The organism is Agromyces sp. NPDC057865 (assembly GCF_042796995.1).
Lineage (GTDB): Bacteria > Actinomycetota > Actinomycetes > Actinomycetales > Microbacteriaceae > Agromyces.
On the sequence record NZ_JBHVMJ010000002.1, the window covers coordinates 93754 to 114650 of the forward strand.

General features: G+C 71.9%; 18 protein-coding genes. 15 read left to right on the forward strand and 3 right to left on the reverse strand.

What is annotated here, in order from left to right; all coding sequences use genetic code 11:
* Nucleotides 1-119 precede the first annotated feature (119 nt).
* The 3 genes from ACFVN5_RS08095 to ACFVN5_RS08105 all read left to right on the forward strand — a co-directional run bounded on the left by ACFVN5_RS08095 (nucleotide 120) and on the right by ACFVN5_RS08105 (nucleotide 3263).
* A complete protein-coding gene (locus tag ACFVN5_RS08095) occupies nucleotides 120-1070 on the forward strand; it encodes an ROK family glucokinase (protein WP_376954462.1) in 951 nt (316 codons plus the stop codon).
* Nucleotides 1071-1121: 51 nt separating this feature from the next.
* Entirely contained in the window at nucleotides 1122-1811 is a 690-nt protein-coding gene (locus ACFVN5_RS08100) for a lysophospholipid acyltransferase family protein (RefSeq protein ID WP_376954463.1), read from the forward strand.
* An 81-nt stretch (nucleotides 1812-1892) separates the two neighbouring features.
* The gene (locus ACFVN5_RS08105) at nucleotides 1893-3263 is read left to right on the forward strand and encodes a class II 3-deoxy-7-phosphoheptulonate synthase (protein ID WP_376954464.1); all 1371 of its coding nucleotides are present in this window, start codon (nucleotides 1893-1895) and stop codon (nucleotides 3261-3263) included.
* A gap of 110 nt (nucleotides 3264-3373) precedes the next feature.
* Here the strand turns inward: ACFVN5_RS08105 and pknB are convergent, their stop codons facing one another.
* Both pknB and ACFVN5_RS08115 read right to left on the reverse strand, forming a co-directional pair.
* Nucleotides 3374-5284: a Stk1 family PASTA domain-containing Ser/Thr kinase gene (gene pknB / locus ACFVN5_RS08110; RefSeq protein WP_376954466.1), complete on the reverse strand. Its 1911-nt coding sequence runs from the start codon at nucleotides 5282-5284 to the stop codon at nucleotides 3374-3376.
* A 133-nt stretch (nucleotides 5285-5417) separates the two neighbouring features.
* Nucleotides 5418-6524 carry a LysM peptidoglycan-binding domain-containing protein gene (locus ACFVN5_RS08115; protein WP_376954467.1) on the reverse strand — a complete coding sequence of 369 codons (1107 nt, stop codon included), beginning with the start codon at nucleotides 6522-6524 and terminating at the stop codon, nucleotides 5418-5420.
* A 163-nt stretch (nucleotides 6525-6687) separates the two neighbouring features.
* Here ACFVN5_RS08115 and ACFVN5_RS08120 point away from each other — a divergent pair, with 163 nt between their 5' ends.
* The gene (locus tag ACFVN5_RS08120) at nucleotides 6688-7026 is read left to right on the forward strand and encodes an Rv2175c family DNA-binding protein (RefSeq protein ID WP_376954468.1); all 339 of its coding nucleotides are present in this window, start codon (nucleotides 6688-6690) and stop codon (nucleotides 7024-7026) included.
* Between the two features lie 48 nt (nucleotides 7027-7074).
* Here the strand turns inward: ACFVN5_RS08120 and ACFVN5_RS08125 are convergent, their stop codons facing one another.
* Nucleotides 7075-8187, reverse strand: coding sequence for a polyprenyl synthetase family protein (locus ACFVN5_RS08125; protein ID WP_376954469.1), 1113 nt, complete (start codon nucleotides 8185-8187; stop codon nucleotides 7075-7077).
* Nucleotides 8188-8261: 74 nt separating this feature from the next.
* On the opposite strand from ACFVN5_RS08125, the gene ACFVN5_RS08130 reads away from it, so the two are divergent.
* From ACFVN5_RS08130 to ACFVN5_RS08180, 11 genes are all read left to right on the forward strand, one after another.
* Entirely contained in the window at nucleotides 8262-8648 is a 387-nt protein-coding gene (locus tag ACFVN5_RS08130) for a DUF3040 domain-containing protein (RefSeq protein ID WP_376954471.1), read from the forward strand.
* 333 nt (nucleotides 8649-8981) lie between these two features.
* Nucleotides 8982-9413 carry a division/cell wall cluster transcriptional repressor MraZ gene (gene mraZ / locus ACFVN5_RS08135; protein ID WP_148735185.1) on the forward strand — a complete coding sequence of 144 codons (432 nt, stop codon included), beginning with the start codon at nucleotides 8982-8984 and terminating at the stop codon, nucleotides 9411-9413.
* A 99-nt stretch (nucleotides 9414-9512) separates the two neighbouring features.
* On the forward strand, nucleotides 9513-10466 hold the full coding sequence (rsmH, locus tag ACFVN5_RS08140; RefSeq protein WP_376954472.1) for a 16S rRNA (cytosine(1402)-N(4))-methyltransferase RsmH: 954 nt from the start codon (nucleotides 9513-9515) through the stop codon (nucleotides 10464-10466).
* Nucleotides 10463-11050, forward strand: coding sequence for a hypothetical protein (locus ACFVN5_RS08145; protein ID WP_376954473.1), 588 nt, complete (start codon nucleotides 10463-10465; stop codon nucleotides 11048-11050). The genes rsmH and ACFVN5_RS08145 overlap by 4 nt, the downstream gene beginning before the upstream one ends.
* 20 nt (nucleotides 11051-11070) lie before the next feature.
* Nucleotides 11071-12864: a peptidoglycan D,D-transpeptidase FtsI family protein gene (locus tag ACFVN5_RS08150; RefSeq protein ID WP_376954474.1), complete on the forward strand. Its 1794-nt coding sequence runs from the start codon at nucleotides 11071-11073 to the stop codon at nucleotides 12862-12864.
* 13 nt (nucleotides 12865-12877) lie between these two features.
* Complete coding sequence (locus ACFVN5_RS08155) at nucleotides 12878-14425, forward strand: Mur ligase family protein (RefSeq protein ID WP_376954476.1); 1548 nt, start codon at nucleotides 12878-12880, stop codon at nucleotides 14423-14425.
* Complete coding sequence (gene murF, locus ACFVN5_RS08160; protein ID WP_376954478.1) at nucleotides 14422-15834, forward strand: UDP-N-acetylmuramoyl-tripeptide--D-alanyl-D-alanine ligase; 1413 nt, start codon at nucleotides 14422-14424, stop codon at nucleotides 15832-15834. The genes ACFVN5_RS08155 and murF overlap by 4 nt, the downstream gene beginning before the upstream one ends.
* A gap of 58 nt (nucleotides 15835-15892) precedes the next feature.
* Nucleotides 15893-16990 carry a phospho-N-acetylmuramoyl-pentapeptide-transferase gene (gene mraY / locus ACFVN5_RS08165; RefSeq protein WP_376954479.1) on the forward strand — a complete coding sequence of 366 codons (1098 nt, stop codon included), beginning with the start codon at nucleotides 15893-15895 and terminating at the stop codon, nucleotides 16988-16990.
* A complete protein-coding gene (murD, locus tag ACFVN5_RS08170; RefSeq protein ID WP_376954480.1) occupies nucleotides 16975-18531 on the forward strand; it encodes a UDP-N-acetylmuramoyl-L-alanine--D-glutamate ligase in 1557 nt (518 codons plus the stop codon). The genes mraY and murD overlap by 16 nt, the downstream gene beginning before the upstream one ends.
* Nucleotides 18491-19744 (forward strand): putative lipid II flippase FtsW, encoded by a 1254-nt coding sequence (gene ftsW, locus ACFVN5_RS08175; protein ID WP_376954481.1) that lies wholly within the window; start codon nucleotides 18491-18493, stop codon nucleotides 19742-19744. Before murD ends, ftsW begins: the two co-directional genes overlap by 41 nt.
* On the forward strand, nucleotides 19741-20841 hold the full coding sequence (locus ACFVN5_RS08180) for a glycosyltransferase (protein WP_376954482.1): 1101 nt from the start codon (nucleotides 19741-19743) through the stop codon (nucleotides 20839-20841). The genes ftsW and ACFVN5_RS08180 overlap by 4 nt, the downstream gene beginning before the upstream one ends.
* Nucleotides 20842-20897: the final 56 nt, after the last annotated feature.

The window sequence follows — 20897 nt, forward strand, 5'->3', positions numbered from 1 at the left end:
CGGGCGCGACGGGGCGCGCGAACCTCGGCATTGGGGTCGACTACACTCTAGCCGTTGCGCGTGCGGCCACGAGGGCTCGGGCGTGCTCGGTCCCAACCCCTGCGAAAGGCGGCTCCCTCGTGCACGCGATCGGCATCGACATCGGCGGGACGAAGATCGCAGGGGCCGTCGTGGACGAGTTCGGCGCCATCGTGCGGTCGGAGCGCGTGCCCACGCCGGCGGGCGATCCGCAGCTCCTCGAGGACGCGGTCGTCGCCATGATCGAGTCGCTGTCCGACGACGGACCGGCCGCCGCGGTGGGCGTGGCCGCCGCGGGCTTCATCGACGCCGCGCAGTCGACCGTCTACTACGCCCCGAACATCCACTGGCGCAACGAGCCGTTCCGCGAGAAGCTCGAGGCCCGCGTCGGCACGACCGTGGTCGTCGACAACGATGCGAATGCCGCCGGCTGGGCCGAGTTCCGGTTCGGCGCCGGCCGCCTCGTGAGCGACATGGTCATGCTCACCGTCGGCACGGGCGTCGGCGGGGCGATCGTCGCCGGCGACCGGCTCTTCCGCGGCGGCTTCGGCGCCGGCGCCGAGCTCGGCCACATGCGCCTCGTCCCCGGCGGCATCGCCTGCGGCTGCGGCCAGTACGGATGCCTCGAGCAGTACGGCTCGGGCCGCGCGCTGCTGCGCATGGCCAACGAGATCGCCGACGCCGGCGGCATCGGACGGGAGCTCGCCGCCGCCCGCGAGGAGCGCGGCGCGCTCGACGGCACGATCGTCGGCGGGCTCATCGAGCAGGAGGACCCGGGGGCCGTGGCCGCGCTCCGGCAGCTCGGCCACTGGCTCGGCGAGGCGTCGGCGTCGCTGTCGGCGGTGCTCGACCCGCAGCGCTTCGTATTCGGCGGCGGTGTCGCCGTCGCGGGGGAGTTGCTGCTCGGCCCGATCCGCGAGGCATACCTCCAGCACCTCCCGGCGCGCGGCTACCACCCCGAGCCCGACTTCGTCATCGCGGAGCTCGTGAACGACGCCGGCGTGGTCGGCGCGGCCGACCTGGCGCGCGTGTGGGTCGAGGAGCACGCCTGAGCCGCTCGGCGCTAGGCTGAATCGTTCGTTCGGCGACGAGGGGAGGTCCGGGTGTTCTACTGGATCATGAAGAACATCGTCATCGGGCCGATCCTGCTGGCGATCTTCCGGCCCTGGGTCGTCGGCCTCCAGAACGTCCCGAAGGACGGCGCGGTCATCCTCGCGTCGAACCACCTCTCGTTCATCGACTCGATCTTCCTCCCGCTCATCGTCGACCGCCGAGTGATCTTCCTCGCGAAGAGCGAGTACTTCACCGGCAAGGGCCTGAAGGGCTGGGCGACGCGCACGTTCTTCCAGGCAGCGGGGCAGCTTCCCATCGACCGCTCGGGCGGCAAGGCGTCCGAGGCCTCGCTCGCGACCGGCCTCCGGGTGCTCGGGGAGGGCGGCATCCTCGGCATCTACCCGGAGGGCACGCGCAGCCCCGACGCGCGGCTGTACCGCGGTCGCACCGGAGTGGCCCGCATGGTGCTCGAGGCCGGCGTGCCCGTGATCCCCGTCGCGATGATCGGCACCGAGAAGGTCATGCCGATCGGCACGCGGCTGCCGAAGGTGCGCCGCATCGGCATCATCATCGGCGAGCCGCTCGACTTCTCGCGGTTCGAGGGCCTCGAGGGCGACCGGTTCGTGTTGCGCTCCGTGACGGACGAGCTCGTCTACGAACTCCGGTCGCTGAGCGGCCAGGAGTACGTCGACGTGTACGCCAGCTCCGTGCGGGAGCAGCGGGCCGCGCAATCGGGGTAGGCTCGAGGAAGCGGCGGCGCGCAGGCGACGCCGCGTTTCCCGTTCCGGCGCGCCCGCGCCCCGACCCCTCAGGACACTCCCGTGGTACAGCTCCTCGAGCCCGTCGTCAACGCTGATCCCTCCGTGATCGACGGCCTCGACTATTGGCGCACGCTGCCGATCAAGCAGCAGCCCACGTGGCCCGACGCCGAAGCGGCGCACGCGGCATCCGCCGAGCTCGCGACCCTGCCCCCGCTGGTGTTCGCCGGCGAGGTCGACATGCTGCGCACCCGGCTGGCCGCCGCGTCGCGCGGCGAGTCGTTCCTGCTGCAGGGCGGCGACTGCGCGGAGACGTTCGCCGGGGCGACCGCCGACCAGATCCGCAACCGCGTGAAGACGGTGCTGCAGATGGCCGTCGTGCTCACCTACGGCGCCTCGATGCCGGTCGTGAAGATGGGCCGCATGGCGGGCCAGTTCGCGAAGCCGCGCTCGAGCGACACCGAGACGCGCGGCGGCGTCACGCTTCCCGCGTACCGCGGCGACATCGTGAACGGCTACGACTTCACGCCCGAGTCGCGTCAGGCCGACCCCGCTCGGCTCGTGCGCGGCTACCACATGGCCGCGTCGACCCTGAACCTCATCCGTGCGTTCACGCAGGGCGGGTTCGCCGACCTCCGCCAGGTGCACTCGTGGAACCAGGGCTTCTCGGCAAACCCGGCGAACGCCCGGTACGAGACGCTCGCGCGTGAGATCGACCGCGCGATCAAGTTCATGGAGGCGTGCGGGGCCGACTTCGAGGCGCTGAAGCACACCGAGTTCTACACGGGCCACGAGGGCCTGCTCATGGACTACGAGCGCCCGATGACCCGCATCGACTCGCGCACCGGCACGCCGTACCTCACCTCGGGCCACTTCATCTGGATCGGGGAGCGCACGCGCGACCTCGACGGCGCGCACGTCGACTTCCTGTCGCGGGTCCGCAACCCGATCGGCGTGAAGCTCGGGCCGTCCACGACGCCCGAGACGATGATCGAGCTCGTCGAGAAGCTCGACCCGCACCGCGAGCCGGGCCGCCTCACGTTCATCACGCGCATGGGCGCCGGCAAGATCCGCGACGCCCTGCCGCCGCTGCTCGAGGCGATCAAGCGCAGCGACGCCAATCCGCTGTGGGTCACCGACCCGATGCACGGCAACGGCATCACGACGCCGAACGGCTACAAGACGCGCCGCTTCGACGACGTGGTCGACGAGGTCCGCGGGTTCTTCGACGCGCACCGCGCCGCGGGCACGTACCCGGGCGGCATCCACGTGGAGCTCACGGGCGACGACGTGACCGAGTGCCTCGGCGGCTCGGAGCACATCGACGAGGAGACCCTCGCGACGCGCTACGAGTCGCTCTGCGACCCGCGTCTCAACCACATGCAGTCGCTCGAGCTGGCCTTCCTCGTGGCCGAGGAGCTCACCGCACGCTGACGGCCGACGGCGGGGCGTCCAGGCGGATGCCCCGCCGTCGTCGTGTGCGCCGACGGATGCCCCGCCGTCGTCGTGTGCACCGACGGATGCCCCGAGGCATCCGCTCGGGCTCAGCCGAAGTTGACCGTGACCTCTGAGCCGCGCTTGAGCTTCTCGCCGGCCGCCGGGCTCTGCACCGACGCGACGACGGCGCCCTCGAGGAAGCCGGGCACGTTCGACGTCACCGTGAACCCGAGCGCCTCGAGCTGCTGGCGTGCCGAGGCGACGGTCTGGCCCGTGATGACGTTGGGCACCTCGATGAGGTCGGGACCCTTCGACACGGTGATCACGATGGTGTCGCCGGGGCGGACCGGATCGGTCGCCGGGGCCCATGAGATCACGTGATCGGCGGGCACCTCGTCGTTGAACTCGGGATCGGCGGTGCCCACCACGAGTCCCGCACCGGTGATGGCGGCTTCGGCGTCGGCGACGGGCATGCCCGTCACGTCGGGGATCGCGCCCACGGAGACGACGAGCGTGAGGTCGCCGAGCTCGGGGTACTCGGCTCCCACGGGGTTGCCGTCGGCCCCGAGGACCGCGATGACCGAGCCCGCCGCGATGTCGCCGGAGAACTGCTGCGCGGCCTGCTCGGCGACCGTGAAGTCGCCGAGGGCGGCGCGTGCGTCGGCCTCGGGCTGGCCCACCACCTGGGGCATGGGCAGCATGCGCGGGCCGAGCGAGACGAACATGGTCACGGTCGATCCGCGCCGGGCCTGCTCACCCGCGGCCGGATCGGTGCCCGAGACCTGTCCCGCCGGCACCCGCGGGTCGTTGCGCTCGGCGTCGGCGACCTGGAAGCCCTCCTCGGCGAGCACCTGGCGGGCGTTGTCGGGCAGCAGGGTCGCCGTCTCGGGGACGGTCGCCATGGCTCCGGGCCCGGCGCCGAAGTACCAGCCGGTGCCCGCCGCGAGCCCGGTGAGCAGCAGCACGAGCGCGAAGATCCAGTAGCCGCGACGCCGACGGCGGTCGGAGCTCGCCGACAGGGCGGTCGCCGCCTCGTCGTCGGATGCCTCGGGGGGCGCCGCCGCGATCACGGGGCCGCCGCCGATGACGGTGGTCGCGGCCGTCGCGACGCCCACGGGCATCGCCGCGTCGGGGAGCACGACCGTGGCCTGCGTGCGCGGCGCCTGCCGCGGCGCGCGGATCGCGGGCTCGACCTCGCGGAGCCGGTCGAGCATGTCGCGCGCGTCGTGCGGACGCTCCTCGGGGTCGCGCGCCGTCGCCCAGAGCACGAGCTCGTCGAGCTCGACGGGCACCGACGGGTTCTTCGAGCTCGGCGTCGGCACGGTGTCGTTGGCGTGCTGGTAGGCGATCTGCATCGGCGCCTCGCCCACGTAGGGCTGCTCGCCGGTGAGCATCTCGTACATCATGATGCCCACCGCGTAGATGTCGCTCCGCGCGTCGGCGACGCCGCGGGTCACGAGTTCGGGGGACAGGTACGCGATGGTGCCGAGCAGGGCCTGTCCGGTCGCGGTGTTCGCGCTCGCGGCGCGCGCGAGGCCGAAGTCGCCGAGCTTGATGCGCCCGTCGTCGGCCAGCAGCACGTTCTCGGGCTTGAGGTCGCGGTGCACGATGCCGGCCTTGTGCGCGGCGGCGAGGCCGGCCAGCACCGCGTCCATGATGTCGACGGTCTGCTCGGGGGTGAGCTTCTTGTAGTCCTTCAGCAGCTCGCGCAGCGTGATGCCGGGCAGGTACTCCATGACTAGGTAGGCCATGTCGGAGTCCTGGCCCTGGTCGAACACGTTCACGACGTTCGGGTGCGCGAGCCGTGCGGCCGAGCGCGCCTCCTGCACGAAGCGGGTCTTGAACGTGTTGTCGTCGGCGAGGTGGCCGTGCATGATCTTGATCGCGACGCGGCGCTCGAGGCGCAGGTCGGTCGCGAGGTAGACCGTGGCCATGCCCCCGCGGGCGATCCGCGAGCGCACCTGATAGCGGCCGTCGACGAGACGGCCGATCATCGGGTCGGCGGGCGCGGTGGTCACCGTTCGAGTGTACGAACCCGTGCATGCCCCAACCCGACTAAACGCCGAGGAACGGAGGAATCGCAACGGCTTCGTGACCCCGGATGACGACGAGAGCGCCCCGAGCGGCGAGGTCTCGCCGAGCCCGCCGCCGTCAGCCGAGCTCGGACAGCCAGGCCCGCGCCGACGCCTCCCACTTCGCGTAGTGATCGGGGTGCGCGGAGAGCTGCACCGCCTGGGCCGCCTGGGTGACCGACATGCCCTCCCAGCCGACGATGTCGAGCAGGCCGCTCGTGCGACCGGGATTCGGGTTCGCCGCGCCGCCGTAGAACGCGGTCGTGGCGCGAACGGGGTCGAGCACCTGCTCGGGCACGCCCCAGCCCTCGCTCGGCCGCTGCTGGAAGAGGCCGAGCGAGTCGCCGTCGCCGTGGTGCAGGTTGCGCAGGCCCGACTCCTGCGCGGCGGCCGCGAGGGCGATCACGATGCCCTGGTCGGGCACGCCGAGGGCGCGTCCGAGGTCGATGACGATCCGCGCGTTCGCCCGCATCTCGTCGGTGAGCGGCACGCTCACGGACGCGACCGGCAGGGCGGCGTCGTCGGACTCGGGCTCGGCGGGGGCGGCGGGCGGCGCGGGCGGCGGCACCGGCTGCGTCTGCGACGGGTCGGCCAGCGGCAGCACGACGGTCTCGCCGGGGAAGATCAGGCTCGTCGGCCCGAGGCCGTTGGCGCTCAGCACGTCGGCGGAGTCGAGTCCGTACGCGGCGGCGATGCTGCTCACGGTGTCGCCCTCGACGACGACGTGGCGCGCGATCTCGGGCGCGGACGGCGGCGGGTGGGCGGGCGCCGATCCGCCCTCGGAGCCGCCGGGGAGCGCGAGCCGCTGGCCGGGGAAGATGAGGCTCGACCAGCCGAGCCCGTTCGCGGCGAGCACCTCGGCGGTCGCGAGCCCGAACCGCTCGGCGATGCCGCTCACGGTGTCGCCCTCGGCCACGACGTACTCGGGCGGCGCCGGCACGGAGGCAGGGACCGCGGCGCCGACGTGGGGCGCCGAGCCCACCGACTTCGGCTTCAGCTGCCGCTTCGGGAGCGGTGCGGGCGCGGCGTCGGCCGGCTGCGCGATGCCCAGGGTCACGGCGACCGTGCTCACGATGGCGATCGGCACGGCGAGCACCGAGCGGATGCCGCGACGCCCCGCGCCTCCGGTCGCGGCGCCGGTACGGCGCGAACGCCCCCAGCGAACCGCCTCCGTGCCGTCCGACATGATCCCCCCTCGGGCCGGACCCCCTCGTCCGTCGCCAACGTCCCACAGGGGGTGGGGCGAGTCAACGACCTCGCCGCGAGTCCCCGGACTCCGGGTCGAACGGCTCCGCGCGTCGCGGCGGGGGTGCTTCCGATGCGCCGCATTCCTCTGGCAGGCTGGTCCCGTGACCGACGACGACCAGATCGAGTGGCTGACCGTTCCCGACCTCGTCGAGCGGCTCGGGCAGACCCCGAGCCGCATCCGCAAGCTCATCGACGACCGCCACCTGCTGGCGGCGCGCGTCGACGGCGTGCTGAAGGTGCCCGCGTCCTTCCTCCGCGACGACGCGCCGCTGCCCGAGCTGCACGGTACCGCCGTGGTGCTCGCCGACGCCGGCTTCAGCGATGCCGAGGCGCTCGAGTGGCTGATCGGCGAGGACGACAGCCTCGGCACGAGCCCCATCGCCGCGCTGCGCGCGGGTCGCAAGTCCGAGGTGCGCCGGGTCGCCCAGGCCCTGGCCTGACCCGGAACGGCTGCAGCGCGATCGCGCGATCGCGCGCCCGCCTCCGGGTCAGCTCGTGCGGCGCGTCACGGCCCTGGCGAGCGAGCCGAGCTCTGCCCGCGCGTCGCGGCTGATCGGGGCCTCCTCGAGCACCGCCGTCGCACGAGCGACGTTGTCGGCGATCATGGCCTCGATCTCCTCCACGGCGCCGCACTCGGAGATCGTGCGCTGCAGCATCCGCACCTGGTCGGCGCCGAGGTCGGGATCGCCGAGCAGTTCGTCGAGGAGCCGGCGCTGCCCGGGCGCCAGCCGTTCGCGAGCGATCGCGACGAGCATCGTGCGCTTGCCCTCGCGGAGGTCGTCGCCGCTCGGCTTGCCGGTGACCTCGGGGTCGCCGAAGACGCCGAGCAGGTCGTCGCGCAGTTGGTACGCGATGCCGAGCGGGAGGCCGAACCCCCGCAACGCGGCGAGCTGCGCAGCGGACGCGCCGGCCAGCGCGCCGCCGATGACGAGCGGCGACTCGATCGAGTACTTCGCCGACTTGTAGACGATCACGCGCTCGGCGCGGGTGCGCTGCTGCGCCTCGGGCTGCACGAGCCAGGCCCGCTCCTCGAGGATGTCGAGGTACTGCCCCGACGTCACCTCCGTGCGCATGCGCATGAACTCGGCGCGAGCGGCACGCGCCGCCTCGCGATCGGCCACCGCGTCGAGCCCCTCGCCGAGCAGCTCGTCGCTCCAGCCGAGGAGGAGGTCGCCGAGCAGGATCGCCGACGCGCGTCCGAAGTCCGCCGAGCCGCCCGCCCAGCCCGACTCGGCGTGCAGCGACTCGAAGAGCCGGTGCGCCGAGGGGGCTCCGCGACGGGTGTCGGAGTTGTCGATGATGTCGTCGTGCACGAGCGCCGCCGCGTGGAACAGCTCGAGGGCCGAGGCGGCCGAGACGACGGGGTAGTGATCGCGTCCGCCGTCGGACTCGAACGGGTCGAACCCGCGCCCCGCGACCGCCTCCCATCCCCAGTAGCAAAACAGCGCCCGGAAGCGCTTGCCGCCGCTGAGAAAGCGCCTTGAGAACTCGTCGAGCGGGTCGAGGTCGGGGCTGATGGAGCGGAGAATGGAAGTGCGTTCAGCGAGGAAGTCCTCGATGCGCGTTTGGACCAGATCGACGAGCCGGGAACCACGAGCCACCCGCCTAGCCTAGCGAGGCGACGCGGCGCTAGAATGACCACGGATGCGTCGATCCCGAGCCTGAGGGGAATGAGATGCCGCTTTCAGAGCAGGAGCAACGTCTTCTCGAGGAGATGGAGCGCAACCTCTATCGCAACGACGCGGATTTCGTGCATGCGGTGGGTGGCGTTCGGGGTCGTCGGCCCAACTATCGTTCCATCGTGCTCGGCGTCCTGCTCGCGGTCGCGGGTATCGGCGCCCTCATCGCCGGCGTCGCGCTCCAGCTGCTGATCGTCGGCGTCATCGGCTTCGCGCTCATGTTCGGCGGCGTGCTCCTGGCCATCACCCCCGGCAAGCGCGGCGCAGCCGCGCCGGCCCCGGCCGAGCCCACGTCGGGCTCGTCGAAGGGCAAGCGCTCGGGCGGCGGGTTCATGGACCGCCTGAACGACCGCTGGGACCGCAGGCAGGAGGGTCGGGACTAGCCGCCCTCCACTTCCCACCACCTCGACGGGTCGATCTTCGGATCGGCCCGTTTCTCGTCTCCTGAGCGGCATCCGGATGCCCCGCATCGCCCGTCTCTGCCCCTGAAGCGGCCCGGAACGGCCCGAATCCTCCCCGGGAACACCCCGAGCACGCCCGATCTCGTCCCGGTTGGGTGAATTCCCTCCACTGGGCTCCACGACCGGATCGCCCCGTATTCACAGGGATCTCACACCGCGGCGTGCCCGGAAACGAGCGAATGTCGTTGATCGGTGGATGAGAGTGGAGTAAAGTGGGGTCACCTGGATCCTGGCCGGAGGAAAGGGGGTGGCGCGATGTTCCTCGGAACCTACGAACCGAAGCTCGATGAGAAGGGTCGCGTCATTCTTCCGGCGAAGTTCCGGGAGGAGCTCTCGACCGGCCTGGTGCTCACGCGCGGGCAGGAGCGCTGCATCTACGTGTTCAGCGCACGGGAGTTCGAGCAGATGAGCGACAAGATCCGCCAGGCCCCCGTGACGAGCAAGCAGGCGCGCGACTACATGCGCGTCTTCCTCTCGGGGGCATCCGCGGAGACCCCCGACAAGCAGCATCGGGTCACCATCCCCGCCACGCTCCGCAGCTATGCGGGGCTCGACCGAGACCTCGCGGTCATCGGCGCCGGCAGCCGGGTGGAGATCTGGGATGCCGAGGCATGGCAGACATACCTCGCCGAGCAGGAGGCGGCCTTCGCGGAGACGGCGGAGGAGGTGATCCCCGGGCTGTTCTAGTCCCGGATTGCGACTCCCAGCCGTGCGCGCCTGATGCACTTCCCCGCACCAGGACGAACGGATGGGGATCGGAGTCCGGGAACCGGTCCCGAAGGAATCATGGACATCGAACGCATCCACACCCCCGTCATGCTCGAACGCACCGTCGAGCTGCTCGCCCCCGCCATCGAGTCGGAGGGCGCGGTGCTCGTCGATGCCACGCTCGGCATGGGCGGCCACAGTCGCGCGTTCCTCGAGCGGTTCCCGAGGCTCACGGTCATCGGCCTCGACCGCGACACCGACGCCCTCGCCATCGCGCGTGAGCGGCTCGCCGCGTTCGGCGACCGCGCCCGGTTCGTCCACACGGTCTACGACGGCATCGCCGAGGCGATCCGGTCCGAGGGCTTCGACGAGGTGCAGGGCGTGCTCTTCGACCTCGGCGTCTCGTCGCTGCAGCTCGATCGCGCCGAGCGCGGGTTCGCGTACGCGAAGGATGCCCCGCTGGACATGCGGATGGACTCCACGCGGGGCCGCACCGCGGCCGACGTGATCGCCGAGTCGAGCGAGCAGGACCTGCGCCGCATCTTCCAGGAGTACGGGGAGGAGAAGCTCGCCCAGCGCTACGCCCGGGCGATCGTCCGGGCGCGCGCCGAGGAGCCCATCACGCGCTCGGGGCAGCTCGTCGCGATCCTCACGGATGCCACGCCCGTCGCCGTGCAGCGGCAGGGGCACCCCGCCAAGCGGGTCTTCCAGGCGCTGCGCATCGAGGTGAACGAGGAGCTGTCCGTGCTCCAGCGCGCGATGCCGGCCGCGCTCGACTCGATCGCCCTCGGCGGCCGGATCGTCGTCCTGGCGTACCAGTCGCTGGAGGACCGCATCGTGAAGCGGGTGCTCGCGACGGCGTCCACCTCCTCGGCTCCTCCCGGGCTGCCGATGGAGCTGCCCGAGCACAAGCCGCAGTTCCGCCTCCTCGTCCGGGGCGCCGAGCTGGCGAGCGAATCCGAGCAGGCGGAGAACCCGCGTGCGAAGCCGGTGCGCCTGCGCGCCGCGGAACGAGTGAGGAGGCCGTCGTGACCGCACTGCCGGCCCAGTCCGCCCCCGCACCCCGGAGGACCTCCGCCCCGAAGCCCGAGCGCCGCCTCCGCCCGGCGCCCGAACCCGGCCGCCGCGCGAAGCCCCGGCTGGCCTATGCGGTGATCGCGCTCGGCGGGGTCGCGCTCATCGTCGCCGTCCAGCTGCTGCTCTCGATCGCCGTCGCGCAGGGCGCGTACGAGATCGACGCCTACCAGGTGCAGCAGGCGGAGCTCGCACGCGAGCACCAGAAGCTCTCCGAGGACCTCGACCGCGTCGAGTCCCCGCAGTACCTCGCGAGCAACGCCGAGGCGCTCGGCATGGTGCCGAACGCCGACCCGGTGTACCTGCGCCTGTCCGACGGGGCGGTGCTCGGCCAGCCGACGCCCGCGACCGGCGCCGCCGCGGCATCCGCCCCGCTCGTGCCCAATGCGCTCATCGACGGCGTGCCGCTCGTGACCGAGCAGCAGCAGGGGCAGACTCCGAACGGAGGGACCTCGGGGGAGGCGCCGGCGACCGCAGCCGATGCACCGCCGGTCGTCCCGCCGCCGCCCGCCGAAGGCCTCCCGACGCCCGCCACGCACTGATCCCCCGAGGAAAGGCTCGAATGAACGGCACCAGCCGCCACCCGATGCGCCGGATCCTCCTCGCCGCGGTCGTGCTGGTCGCGCTCGTCGGCGTGTTCGTGGTGCGGCTCGTCGACCTCCAGGTCGTGCGGGCCGCGGAGCTCAGCGAGGAGGCCGAGGGCCGACGCTCGACGTCGGTCACGGTGTACGGCGCGCGCGGTGACATCGTCGACCGCAACGGCACGGTCCTCGCCGACACCGTCATGCGGTACGACATCGCGGTGTCGCCGAAGAACGCGAACGCGGGGCCCATCACGCGCGAGGAGCCCGATCCGGACGATCCGTCGAAGACCGTGCAGGTCGACGTGCCGCTGGAGCAGTCCGCGGCCGAGCTCGGCGCCGTCATCGGACTGACCGGCGAGCAGGTGCAGCAGATCATCGCCGACTCGCTCGCCGAGAACGCCGAGTCGGACTTCGCCTATGTCGCCAAGCTCGTCGACACCGACACCTACGAGCGCGTGAAGGAGCTCGACATCCCGTGGGTCGTGCCGTGGGAGCACCCCAGCCGCTACTACCCGAACGGCGCGGTGGGCGGCAACCTGATCGGCTTCGTCGACCCCGACGGCAACGCCGTCGCGGGCCTCGAGTACTCGGAGGACGAGTGCCTCGCCGGGCAGGACGGGGCGTACAGCTACCTGCACAGCCTCGAGGACTGGGTGCAGATCCCGGGCACCGAGGTCGTGCACGAGCAGGCGCACGACGGCGGCACGCTGAAGCTCACGATCGACTCGGACCTGCAGTGGATGGTGCAGCGGATCGCCGAGGCGCAGGTGCAGGCGGTCGGCGCCGACTGGGCGACCGTCACGGTCATGGAGGCGAAGACCGGGCGGCTGCTCGCCGTCGCCGACGTGCCGACGGTCGATCCGAACGCGCCGTCGGCGACGGACTCGGCGAACCGCGGGTCGCGCGCGTTCACCGCGCCGTTCGAGCCCGGCTCGACGTTCAAGGCGCTCACCGCGGCATCCGTCATCGACGCCGGCAAGGCCGACCCGGTCAGCCAGATCGTCGCGCCCTACCGCTACCTGCCGCCGAACGGCGCGAACATCAACGACAGCGGATTCCACGGCGACGAGCGGCTCACGCTCACGGGCGTGCTCATCGAGTCGTCGAACACCGGCATGTCGCAGTTCGGCGAGCGGCTGAGCGACCAGGAGCGCTACGACGACATGCTCGCCTTCGGGCTGGGGGAGCGCACCGAGGTGGGCTTCCCGGGCGAGGAGCCGGGCGACCTGCACGGCGGACCCGAGGGCTGGGACAACCAGACGAAGTACGCCACCATGTTCGGGCAGGGCCTCACGACGACCGCGGTGCAGATCGCGAGCGTGTACCAGACGATCGCCAACGGCGGCGTGCGGATGCCGGTTCGGCTCGTCGACGGATGCGGCGACGACACCCCGGCGCAGTCCGAGGGCGAGCGGGTCATCTCGGCCGCCGCGTCGCAGCAGACGAGCGCCATGCTCGAGCGCGTGTACCTCGAGGGCTGGCTCGCCGACAAGTGGGAGATCCCGGGCTACCGCGTCGCCGCGAAGACCGGCACGGCCCAGGTTCCCGATGGGAACGGGGGCTACCTGAGCGGCTACCTCGTGTCGGTGTCTGGGTTCGCGCCGGCCGACGATCCCCAGTTCGTCGTTTCGGTGAGCATCATGAATCCCGTTAAGATGAACTCGTCCGCCGCATCCGCTCCCGTCTTCCAACAGGTGATGAGCCAGGTGCTGAAGAAGTATCGGACCGTTCCATCCGGCGCCCCGGCGCCCGAGCTGCCAGCCACCTGGTGAGAAAGTTGGGTTCGTGACCGGATCGCCTCCAACGGCCCTCCGGCCGCAGCATCCGAGCCCTCGATCGCTTCACGGCCTGGCCGAGACGTTCGACCTCGACGTGCGCGGCGACATCGACGACCTCGAGGTCACCGGCGTCGTGCTCAACTCCGGGGCCGTCCGCCCCGGCGACCTCTACGTCGGCGTGCCCGGCCGCAACGCGCACGGCGCGTCGTTCGCCGCGGCCGCCCGCGACGGCGGCGCCGTGGCCGTGCTCACCGACCCGGCCGGGGCCGACCTCGCCGCCGAGTCGGGCCTGCCGCTCCTCGTCACCCCCGACGCCCGCGCCGCGCTCGGCGAGGTCGCCGCCTGGATCCACCGCACCGCCGACAACCCCGCCACGCTCTTCGCCGTGACCGGCACCAACGGCAAGACCAGCGTCGTCTACCTGCTCTACGGCATCCTGCGCCAGCTCGGCGTGGTGGCCGGCCTCACGTCGACGGCCGAGCGCCGCATCGGCGACGAGGCGGTCACGAGCTCGCTGACGACCCCCGAGGCGAGCGAGCTGCACGCCCTGCTCGCGCGCATGCAGGAGGTCGACGTGCGCGCTGTCGGCATCGAGGTCTCCGCGCAGGCGCTCTCGCGGCACCGCGTCGACGGACTCGTGTTCGACGTCGTCGGCTTCACGAACCTCTCGCACGACCACCTCGACGACTACGCGTCGATGGACCTGTACTTCGAGGCGAAGCGCGAGCTGTTCCAGCCCGAGCGCTCGCGCCGAGGCGTCGTCACGATCGACTCCGACTGGGGCCGTCGCCTCGTCGCCGAGTCGCGCATCCCCGTCACGACCCTCTCGACCGACCCCGCGGTCGACGCGGACTGGCGCCTCCAGTTGCTCGAGGAGACCGCGACGTACACCTCGTTCGTGCTCGAGGGCCCGGGCGGACGACGCCTCGAGACCCGCGTGCCGCTCCTCGGCTGGTACATGGCGGCGAACGCCGCCCTCGCGATCGTCATGCTCGTCGAGTCGGGCTACGACCTCGAGCAGGTCGCGCATGTGCTCGAGCGCGACGGCGGCATCGACGCGTACATTCCGGGCCGCGCCGAGCGCATCTCGGGGGAGCGCGGGCCGCTCGTCTACATCGACTACGGGCACAGCCCCGACGCGTTCCTGCAGACGCTCGGCGCCATCCGCCGGTTCACGACGGGCCGCGTCGTCATGGTGTTCGGCGCCGACGGCGACCGCGACACCACGAAGCGCGCCGAGATGGGCGCGATCGCCGCCCGCGGCGCCGACGTCGTGGTGATCACCGACTTCCACCCGCGGTGGGAGGACCCGGCCGCCATCCGCGCCGCGCTCATCGCGGGCGCCCGCGAGGCCGTGCCCGATCGCGAGGTCCACGAGATCGCGGATCCGCGCGAGGCGTTCCGCGCCGCGGTCGCCCTCGCCGGCGAGGGGGACGCGATCCTCTATGCCGGACCGGGCCATGAGGACTACCACGAGGTGAAGGGCGTGAAGATCCCGTACTCAGCCAGAGACGACGCGAAGCAGGCACTGCGCGAGGCGGGCTGGGACGCATGATCGCCCTCACCCTCGCCGAGATCGCCTCGGCGGTCGACGGCATGCTGCACCTCCAGGGCACGGATGCCACGGCCGACACGGTCGTCGACGGCGTCGTGACCACCGACTCCCGCGAGGTCGGGTCGGGTGACCTGTTCTTCGCCAAGCGCGGCGAGTTCGATGACGGACACCGGTTCGCGCCGGCCGCCGTCGAGCAGGGCGCAGCACTGCTCGTCGTCGAGCGGGTCCTCGAGCTTCCCGTTCCGCAGGTCGTCGTCGCCGACTCGGTCGACGCGCTCGGCGCCCTCGCGACCGAGGTCGTGCGTCGGGTGCGGGCCCGCGGGCGCCTGCGGATCGTCGGCGTCACCGGCTCGAACGGCAAGACCACGACGAAGAACCTCCTCCGCGAGATCCTCACCGCGCAGGGCGACACCGTCGCCTCACGGAAGTCGTTCAACAACGAGGTCGGCGGCCCGATCACGGCGCTCGAGCTCACCGACGACACGGAGTTCCTCGTCGCCGAGATGGGCGCGTCGGCCGTCGGCGAGATCGCCCGGCTCGTGCGCATGGCGCACCCCGACATCGGCATCGTGCTGAAGGTCGGCCTCGCCCATGCCGGCGAGTTCGGCGGCATCGAGCAGACCGTGCGCGCCAAGTCCGAGATGGTGACCGAGCTCACGGCCGACGAGGTCGCCGTGCTGAACGCCGACGACCCGCGCGTCGCCTCGATGGCCGACGTCACCGCGGCCCGCGTCGTGTGGTTCGGCCTCGGCGAGCGCGCCGACGTGCGGGCGACCGACCTGGTGGTGCACGCGCGCGGCACGGAGTTCACGGTCACGGCTCCCGGCGGGGCATCCGTCCGCGTGCGCTTCGGCGTGCTCGGCGAGCACCACATCATGAACGCCCTCGCGGCCACCGCCGCGGCGCTCGAGCTCGGCGTGCCGCTGCCGGCGATCGTCGAGGCGCTCGAGTCCGTGACCCTCGCCGAGCGCTGGCGCATGGAGGTCATGGGCGGGCGCGACGACGTCACGATCATCAACGACGCCTACAACGCGAGCCCCGACTCGATGTCGGCCGCGCTCAAGACGCTCGCCCAGGTCCAGGAGCCGGGCACGCGCACCATCGCGGTGCTCGGCGAGATGAGCGAGCTCGGCGAGTTCTCGGGCGAGGAGCACGACCGCATCGGCCTGCTCGCCGTGCGGCTCGGCATCTCGCAGCTCGTCGTGGTGGGTCCCGGCGCGCGTCGCCTCCACATCACGGCCATCAACGAGGGGTCGTGGGACGGCGAGTCCGCCTACGTCGAGACCGCCGACGAGGCGTTCGACCTCGTGACCTCGATCGCCCGGCCGGGCGACACCGTGCTGGTGAAATCGTCGAACTCGGCGGGTCTCCGCCTGCTCGGCGACCGACTGGGAGAATGGTTCGCATGAGCGGCGGCGCAGCACTGACGATCCGCCTGCTCGGCGACCGATTTGGAGAATGGTTCGCGTGAGAGCTCTGCTGACCGCCGGAGCGTTGTCGCTCGCCTTCACGCTGTTCCTCACGCCGCTGTTCATCCGGCTGTTCACGCGCATCGGATGGGGCCAGTTCATCCGCGACGACGGGCCGAAGAGCCACCACGTCAAGCGCGGCACGCCCACGATGGGCGGCATCATCTTCATCCTCGGCAGCCTGTTCGGCTACTTCGGGGCGACGTTCCTCGTGAGCGGCGAGCCGCCGACCGCGTCGGCCATGCTCATCCTGTTCATGATGGTCGGGCTCGGCATCGTCGGGTTCATCGACGACTTCCTGAAGACCCGCAAGAAGCAGAGCCTCGGCCTCGGCGGATGGGCGAAGATCCTCGGCCAGGTCGTGGTGGCGACGGCGTTCGCGCTGCTCGCGCTGCAGTTCCCGAACGACCATGCGGTCACGCCGGCGAACACGAGCATCTCGTTCATCCGCGACCTGCCGCTCGACTTCATGGTGTTCGGCACGATCGTCGGCGTGATCCTCTACGTCATCTGGATCTGCCTCCTCACGGTCGCGGCGTCGAACGGCGTGAACGTCACCGACGGCCTCGACGGCCTGGCGGGCGGCGCGTCGATCCTGGCCATCGGCTCGTTCGTCATCATCGGCTTCTGGCAGTTCAACCAGTCGTGCTTCAGCGAGAACCTCAACCCGAGCGACGCGTACCGCTGCTACGAGGTGCGCGACCCGCTCGACATCGCGATCGTGGCGACGGCCATCGTCGGCGGCCTCATCGGCTTCCTCTGGTGGAACACGAACCCGGCGCACATCTACATGGGCGACACCGGTTCGCTCGCGCTCGGCGGCGCCCTCGCGGCGCTCGCGATCGTGAGCCACACCGAGCTGCTTCTGCTCCTCATCGGCGGCCTCTTCGTCATCGAGACCGGCTCGGTCATCGTGCAGCGGGCGTACTTCAAGCTCTCGGGCGGCAAGCGCGTGTTCCTCATGAGTCCGATCCACCACCACTTCGAGCTCAAGGGCTGGGCCGAGGTCACGATCGTCGTGCGGTTCTGGATCATCGCGGGCCTGTTCGTGGCGGCCGGCGTCGGGAGCTTCTACTTCGAATGGCTGCAGAGTTGACCGACCCGGATGCCGCGCGCGTCGCCGCCCGCCTCGAGACCCTCACGAGCTGGAACGCCGACTGGCGCGGGCTCCGCGTCGCGGTGCTCGGACTCGGCGTCACCGGGTTCGCCGTCGCGGACACGCTGACCGAGCTCGGCGCGGAGGTGCTGGTGCTCGCACCGGCCGTCGACGACGACCGAGCCCGCATCCTCGAGGTCATCGGGGCTCGGCTGGTGCGGCATCCGCTCGACGCGGTACCCGACGAGCTCGTCGCGTTCGAGCCCGAGCTCGTCGTCGCGTCGCCCGGCTTCCACCCCGATCACCCCGTGCTCGAGTGGGCGTCCGCGAACGACGTCGCCGTCTGGGGCGACATCGAGCTCGCCTGGCGCGTGCGCGACAAGGTGAACGCCGCCGAGTGGATCCTCGTGACCGGCACGAACGGCAAGACCACGACCGTGCAGCTCGCCGCCACGTTCCTCGCGGCCAACGGCCTGCGCGCCGCGCCGTGCGGCAACATCGGCGTGCCCGTGCTCGACGCCGTCCGCGACCCGGGCGGGTTCGACGTGCTCGTGGTCGAGCTGTCGAGCTACCAGCTGCACCACCTCCCGAAGACGGGGCCGGGTGCGCTGCATCCGTGGGCCAGCGTGTGCCTCAACATCGCCGACGACCACCTCGACTGGCACGGCTCGGCCGAGGCCTACCGCGCGGCGAAGGCGACCGTCTACGAGAACACGAAGGTCGCCTGCGTCTACAACCGGGCCGACGAGGCGACCATGCACATGGTCGAGGAGGCCGACGTCGAGGAGGGCGCCCGCGCCATCGGGTTCGGGCTCGACGTGCCGGGGCCGAGCGACTTCGGCGTCGTCGAGGGGATCCTCTGCGACCGGGCGTTCCTCGAAGAGCGACGCACGGCCGCGCTCGAGATCGTCACGGTGTCCGAGCTCGAGCCGCACGGGCTGTCCGCGCCGCACGTCGTGCAGAACATCCTCGCGGCGTCCGCCCTCGCGCGCTCGTACGGCGTGCCCGTGGGCGTGATCCACGACGCGCTGGGGGAGTTCCGGCTCGACGCGCACCGCATCGAGACGGTCGCGGTGGCCGGCGGCATCCGCTGGATCGACGACTCGAAGGCCACCAATCCGCATGCCGCCGAGGCGTCGCTGCGCGCGTTCGGCCGCGTCGTCTGGATCGTGGGCGGCCTGCTCAAGGGCGTCGATGCGGACGCGCTCGTCGCCGCGCACGCCAGCCGGCTGCGCGCCGCGATCGTGATCGGCGTCGACCGGGCCGCGCTCGTCGCGGCGTTCCGGCGACACGCGCCCGAGCTGCCCCTGTTCGAGGTGGCCACCGACGACACTGAGACGGTGATGCCCGAGGCGGTCGCGCTGGCCGCCGCCGTGGCGGAAGAGGGGGACACGGTCCTCCTCGCGCCCGCCGCGGCGTCCATGGATCAGTTCGCCGACTACGCCGACCGAGGCCGGCGGTTCCACGAGGCGGTCAGGGCGAGGCTGGGAGGTGAGGCGGATGGCGACTCCGCCCCGCACGGCCCGACCCCCGAAGGCTGAGGCCGCGGGCGTCTCCGCCGCCCGCATCCGGCTCGGGCGCGTCTTCCGCGTCGAGTCGAAGGACTACTTCCTGCTGCTCGGCACGACGATCTTCCTCGTGGTGTTCGGCCTCGTGATGGTGCTGTCGTCGTCGTCGGTCGAGTCGAACCTCGAGGACGGCGGGTTCTTCGTGCAGGCCCAGCGGCAGGGCCTGTACGCGCTGTTCGGCGTGCCGATCATGCTCATCGCGAGTCGGATGCCCGAACGTGCGTGGATGGTGGCCGCCTGGCCGCTGCTGCTCGTGTCGTGCGTGCTGCAGCTGCTCGTCGTCGCGACGCCGCTCGGCATCACGGTGGGCGGCAACACCAACTGGCTCGCCATCGGCTCGGTGCAGTTCCAGCCGTCGGAGCTCATCAAGGTCGCGCTCGTGATCTGGCTGGGCTTCATCGTGACGAAGAAACAGGGACTGCTCGACGACTTCGGTCGGGGCATCCTGCCGATCCTCCTCGTCGGTGGCGGCGCGATCGGACTCGTGCTCATCGGCGGCGACCTCGGCACGGTCATGATCATGGGCGCGATGCTCATCGGCGCGCTCTTCCTCATCGGGGTGCGCCTCCGGCTCCTGCTGCCCGTCGTCCTCCTCGGCGCCACCGTCTTCGTGATCGTCGCGGTGTCGAGCGACAGCCGGATGCGTCGCATCACCGCGTTCCTGCAGGAGAACTGCACGCAGTTCGACAACGACGACTGCTGGCAGATCCAGCACGGCCGGTTCGCGCTCGCCAACGGCGGGATCTTCGGCGTCGGGCTCGGCAACTCGACCGCGAAGTGGTCGTGGCTGCCCGCGGCCGACAACGACTTCATCTTCGCGATCATCGGCGAGGAGCTCGGCCTCATCGGCGCGGTCGTCGTGATCGGCCTGTTCGTGCTGCTCGCGATCGCATTCGCGCGCGTGCTGCGCGCCGCCCGCACGCCGTTCGCGAAGGCCGTCACCGCAGCCGTCCTCGTGTGGGTCGTCGGCCAGGCCTGTGTCAATATCGGTGTCGTGCTCGGAGTCTTCCCCGTCCTCGGCGTCCCCCTTCCACTCGTGTCTGCGGGCGGCACCGCCCTGCTCACGACGCTCTTCGCGATCGGCGTGGTGCTGTCGGTCGCGCGCGACCCCGAGGCATCCGTGCGTGCGGCCGCTCGCGCGCAGGCCCGCGCCACGGCCCGATCGACCGGGCGGCCGGCGCGATGACCACGTACCTGCTGGCCGGCGGAGGGACCGCCGGCCACGTGAACCCGCTGCTCGCCGTCGCCGACCGGCTCCGCGAGCGGAACCCCGACGACGAGGTGCTCGTGCTCGGCACCGCGGAGGGGCTCGAGTCCCGGCTCGTGCCCCAGCGCGGCTACGAGCTGCTCACGATCGCGAAGGTCCCGTTCCCACGCCGTCCGAACCGCGCGGCCGTCGCGTTCCCCTCGCGCTTCCGCCGGTCGATCGACGACGTGCGGACGATCATCGAGGAGCGCGGCGTCGACGTCGTCGTCGGCTTCGGCGGCTACGTCGCCACGCCCGCCTACCTCGCGGCGCGCCGCGCCGACGTGCCGGTCGCCATCCACGAGGCCAACGCGAAGCCCGGGCTCGCGAACCGGCTCGGCTCGCGGTGGGCCGCGGGCGTCGGCGTCGCGTTCGGGGGCACGCCCCTGAAGCACGCGGAGGTCGTCGGCATGCCGCTGCGCCGCGAGATCGAGGGGCTCGACCGTGCGAGGCTCCGCGAGGAGGCCGCCGCGCTGTACGGGCTCGACCCGGCGCGTCCGGTCCTGCTCGCGACGGGCGGCTCGCTCGGAGCGCGGCGCATCAACCGCACCATGGTGGCGAGCGCCGCGGCCCTCGCGGCCACCGGCTGGCAGGTGCTGCACATCACGGGCGCGTCCTCCGATGTGGAGGACCCCGGCCTGCCCGACTACCGCATGGCCGAGTACGCCGACCGCATGGACCTCGCGCTCGCCCTGGCCGACTTCGCCGTGTCCCGCGCGGGCGCCGCGACCGTGAGCGAGCTCGCCGCGCTCGGCATCCCGGCGGTGTACGTGCCGTACCCGGTCGGCAACGGCGAACAGCGGTTCAATGCGGCCGACGTGGTCGGCGCGGGCGGCGGCATCCTCGTCGACGACGCCGACTTCACGCCCGAGTGGGTCGCGGCCGAGCTCGTGCCGCTGCTCGGCGATCGCGGCCGGGTCGACGCCATGGCCGCGGCCGCGGCATCCGTCGGCCATCGCGACGGCACCGACCGGATGGTGGCGCTCGTCGACGCGGCACTCGGCGGGGGTGCCGGCGACTCGGCCGGCAGCGCGTAACGTTGAGTGAGCGGATGCCGCGGCATCCGCCACCCGCCGACCGGACCGCATCGAAC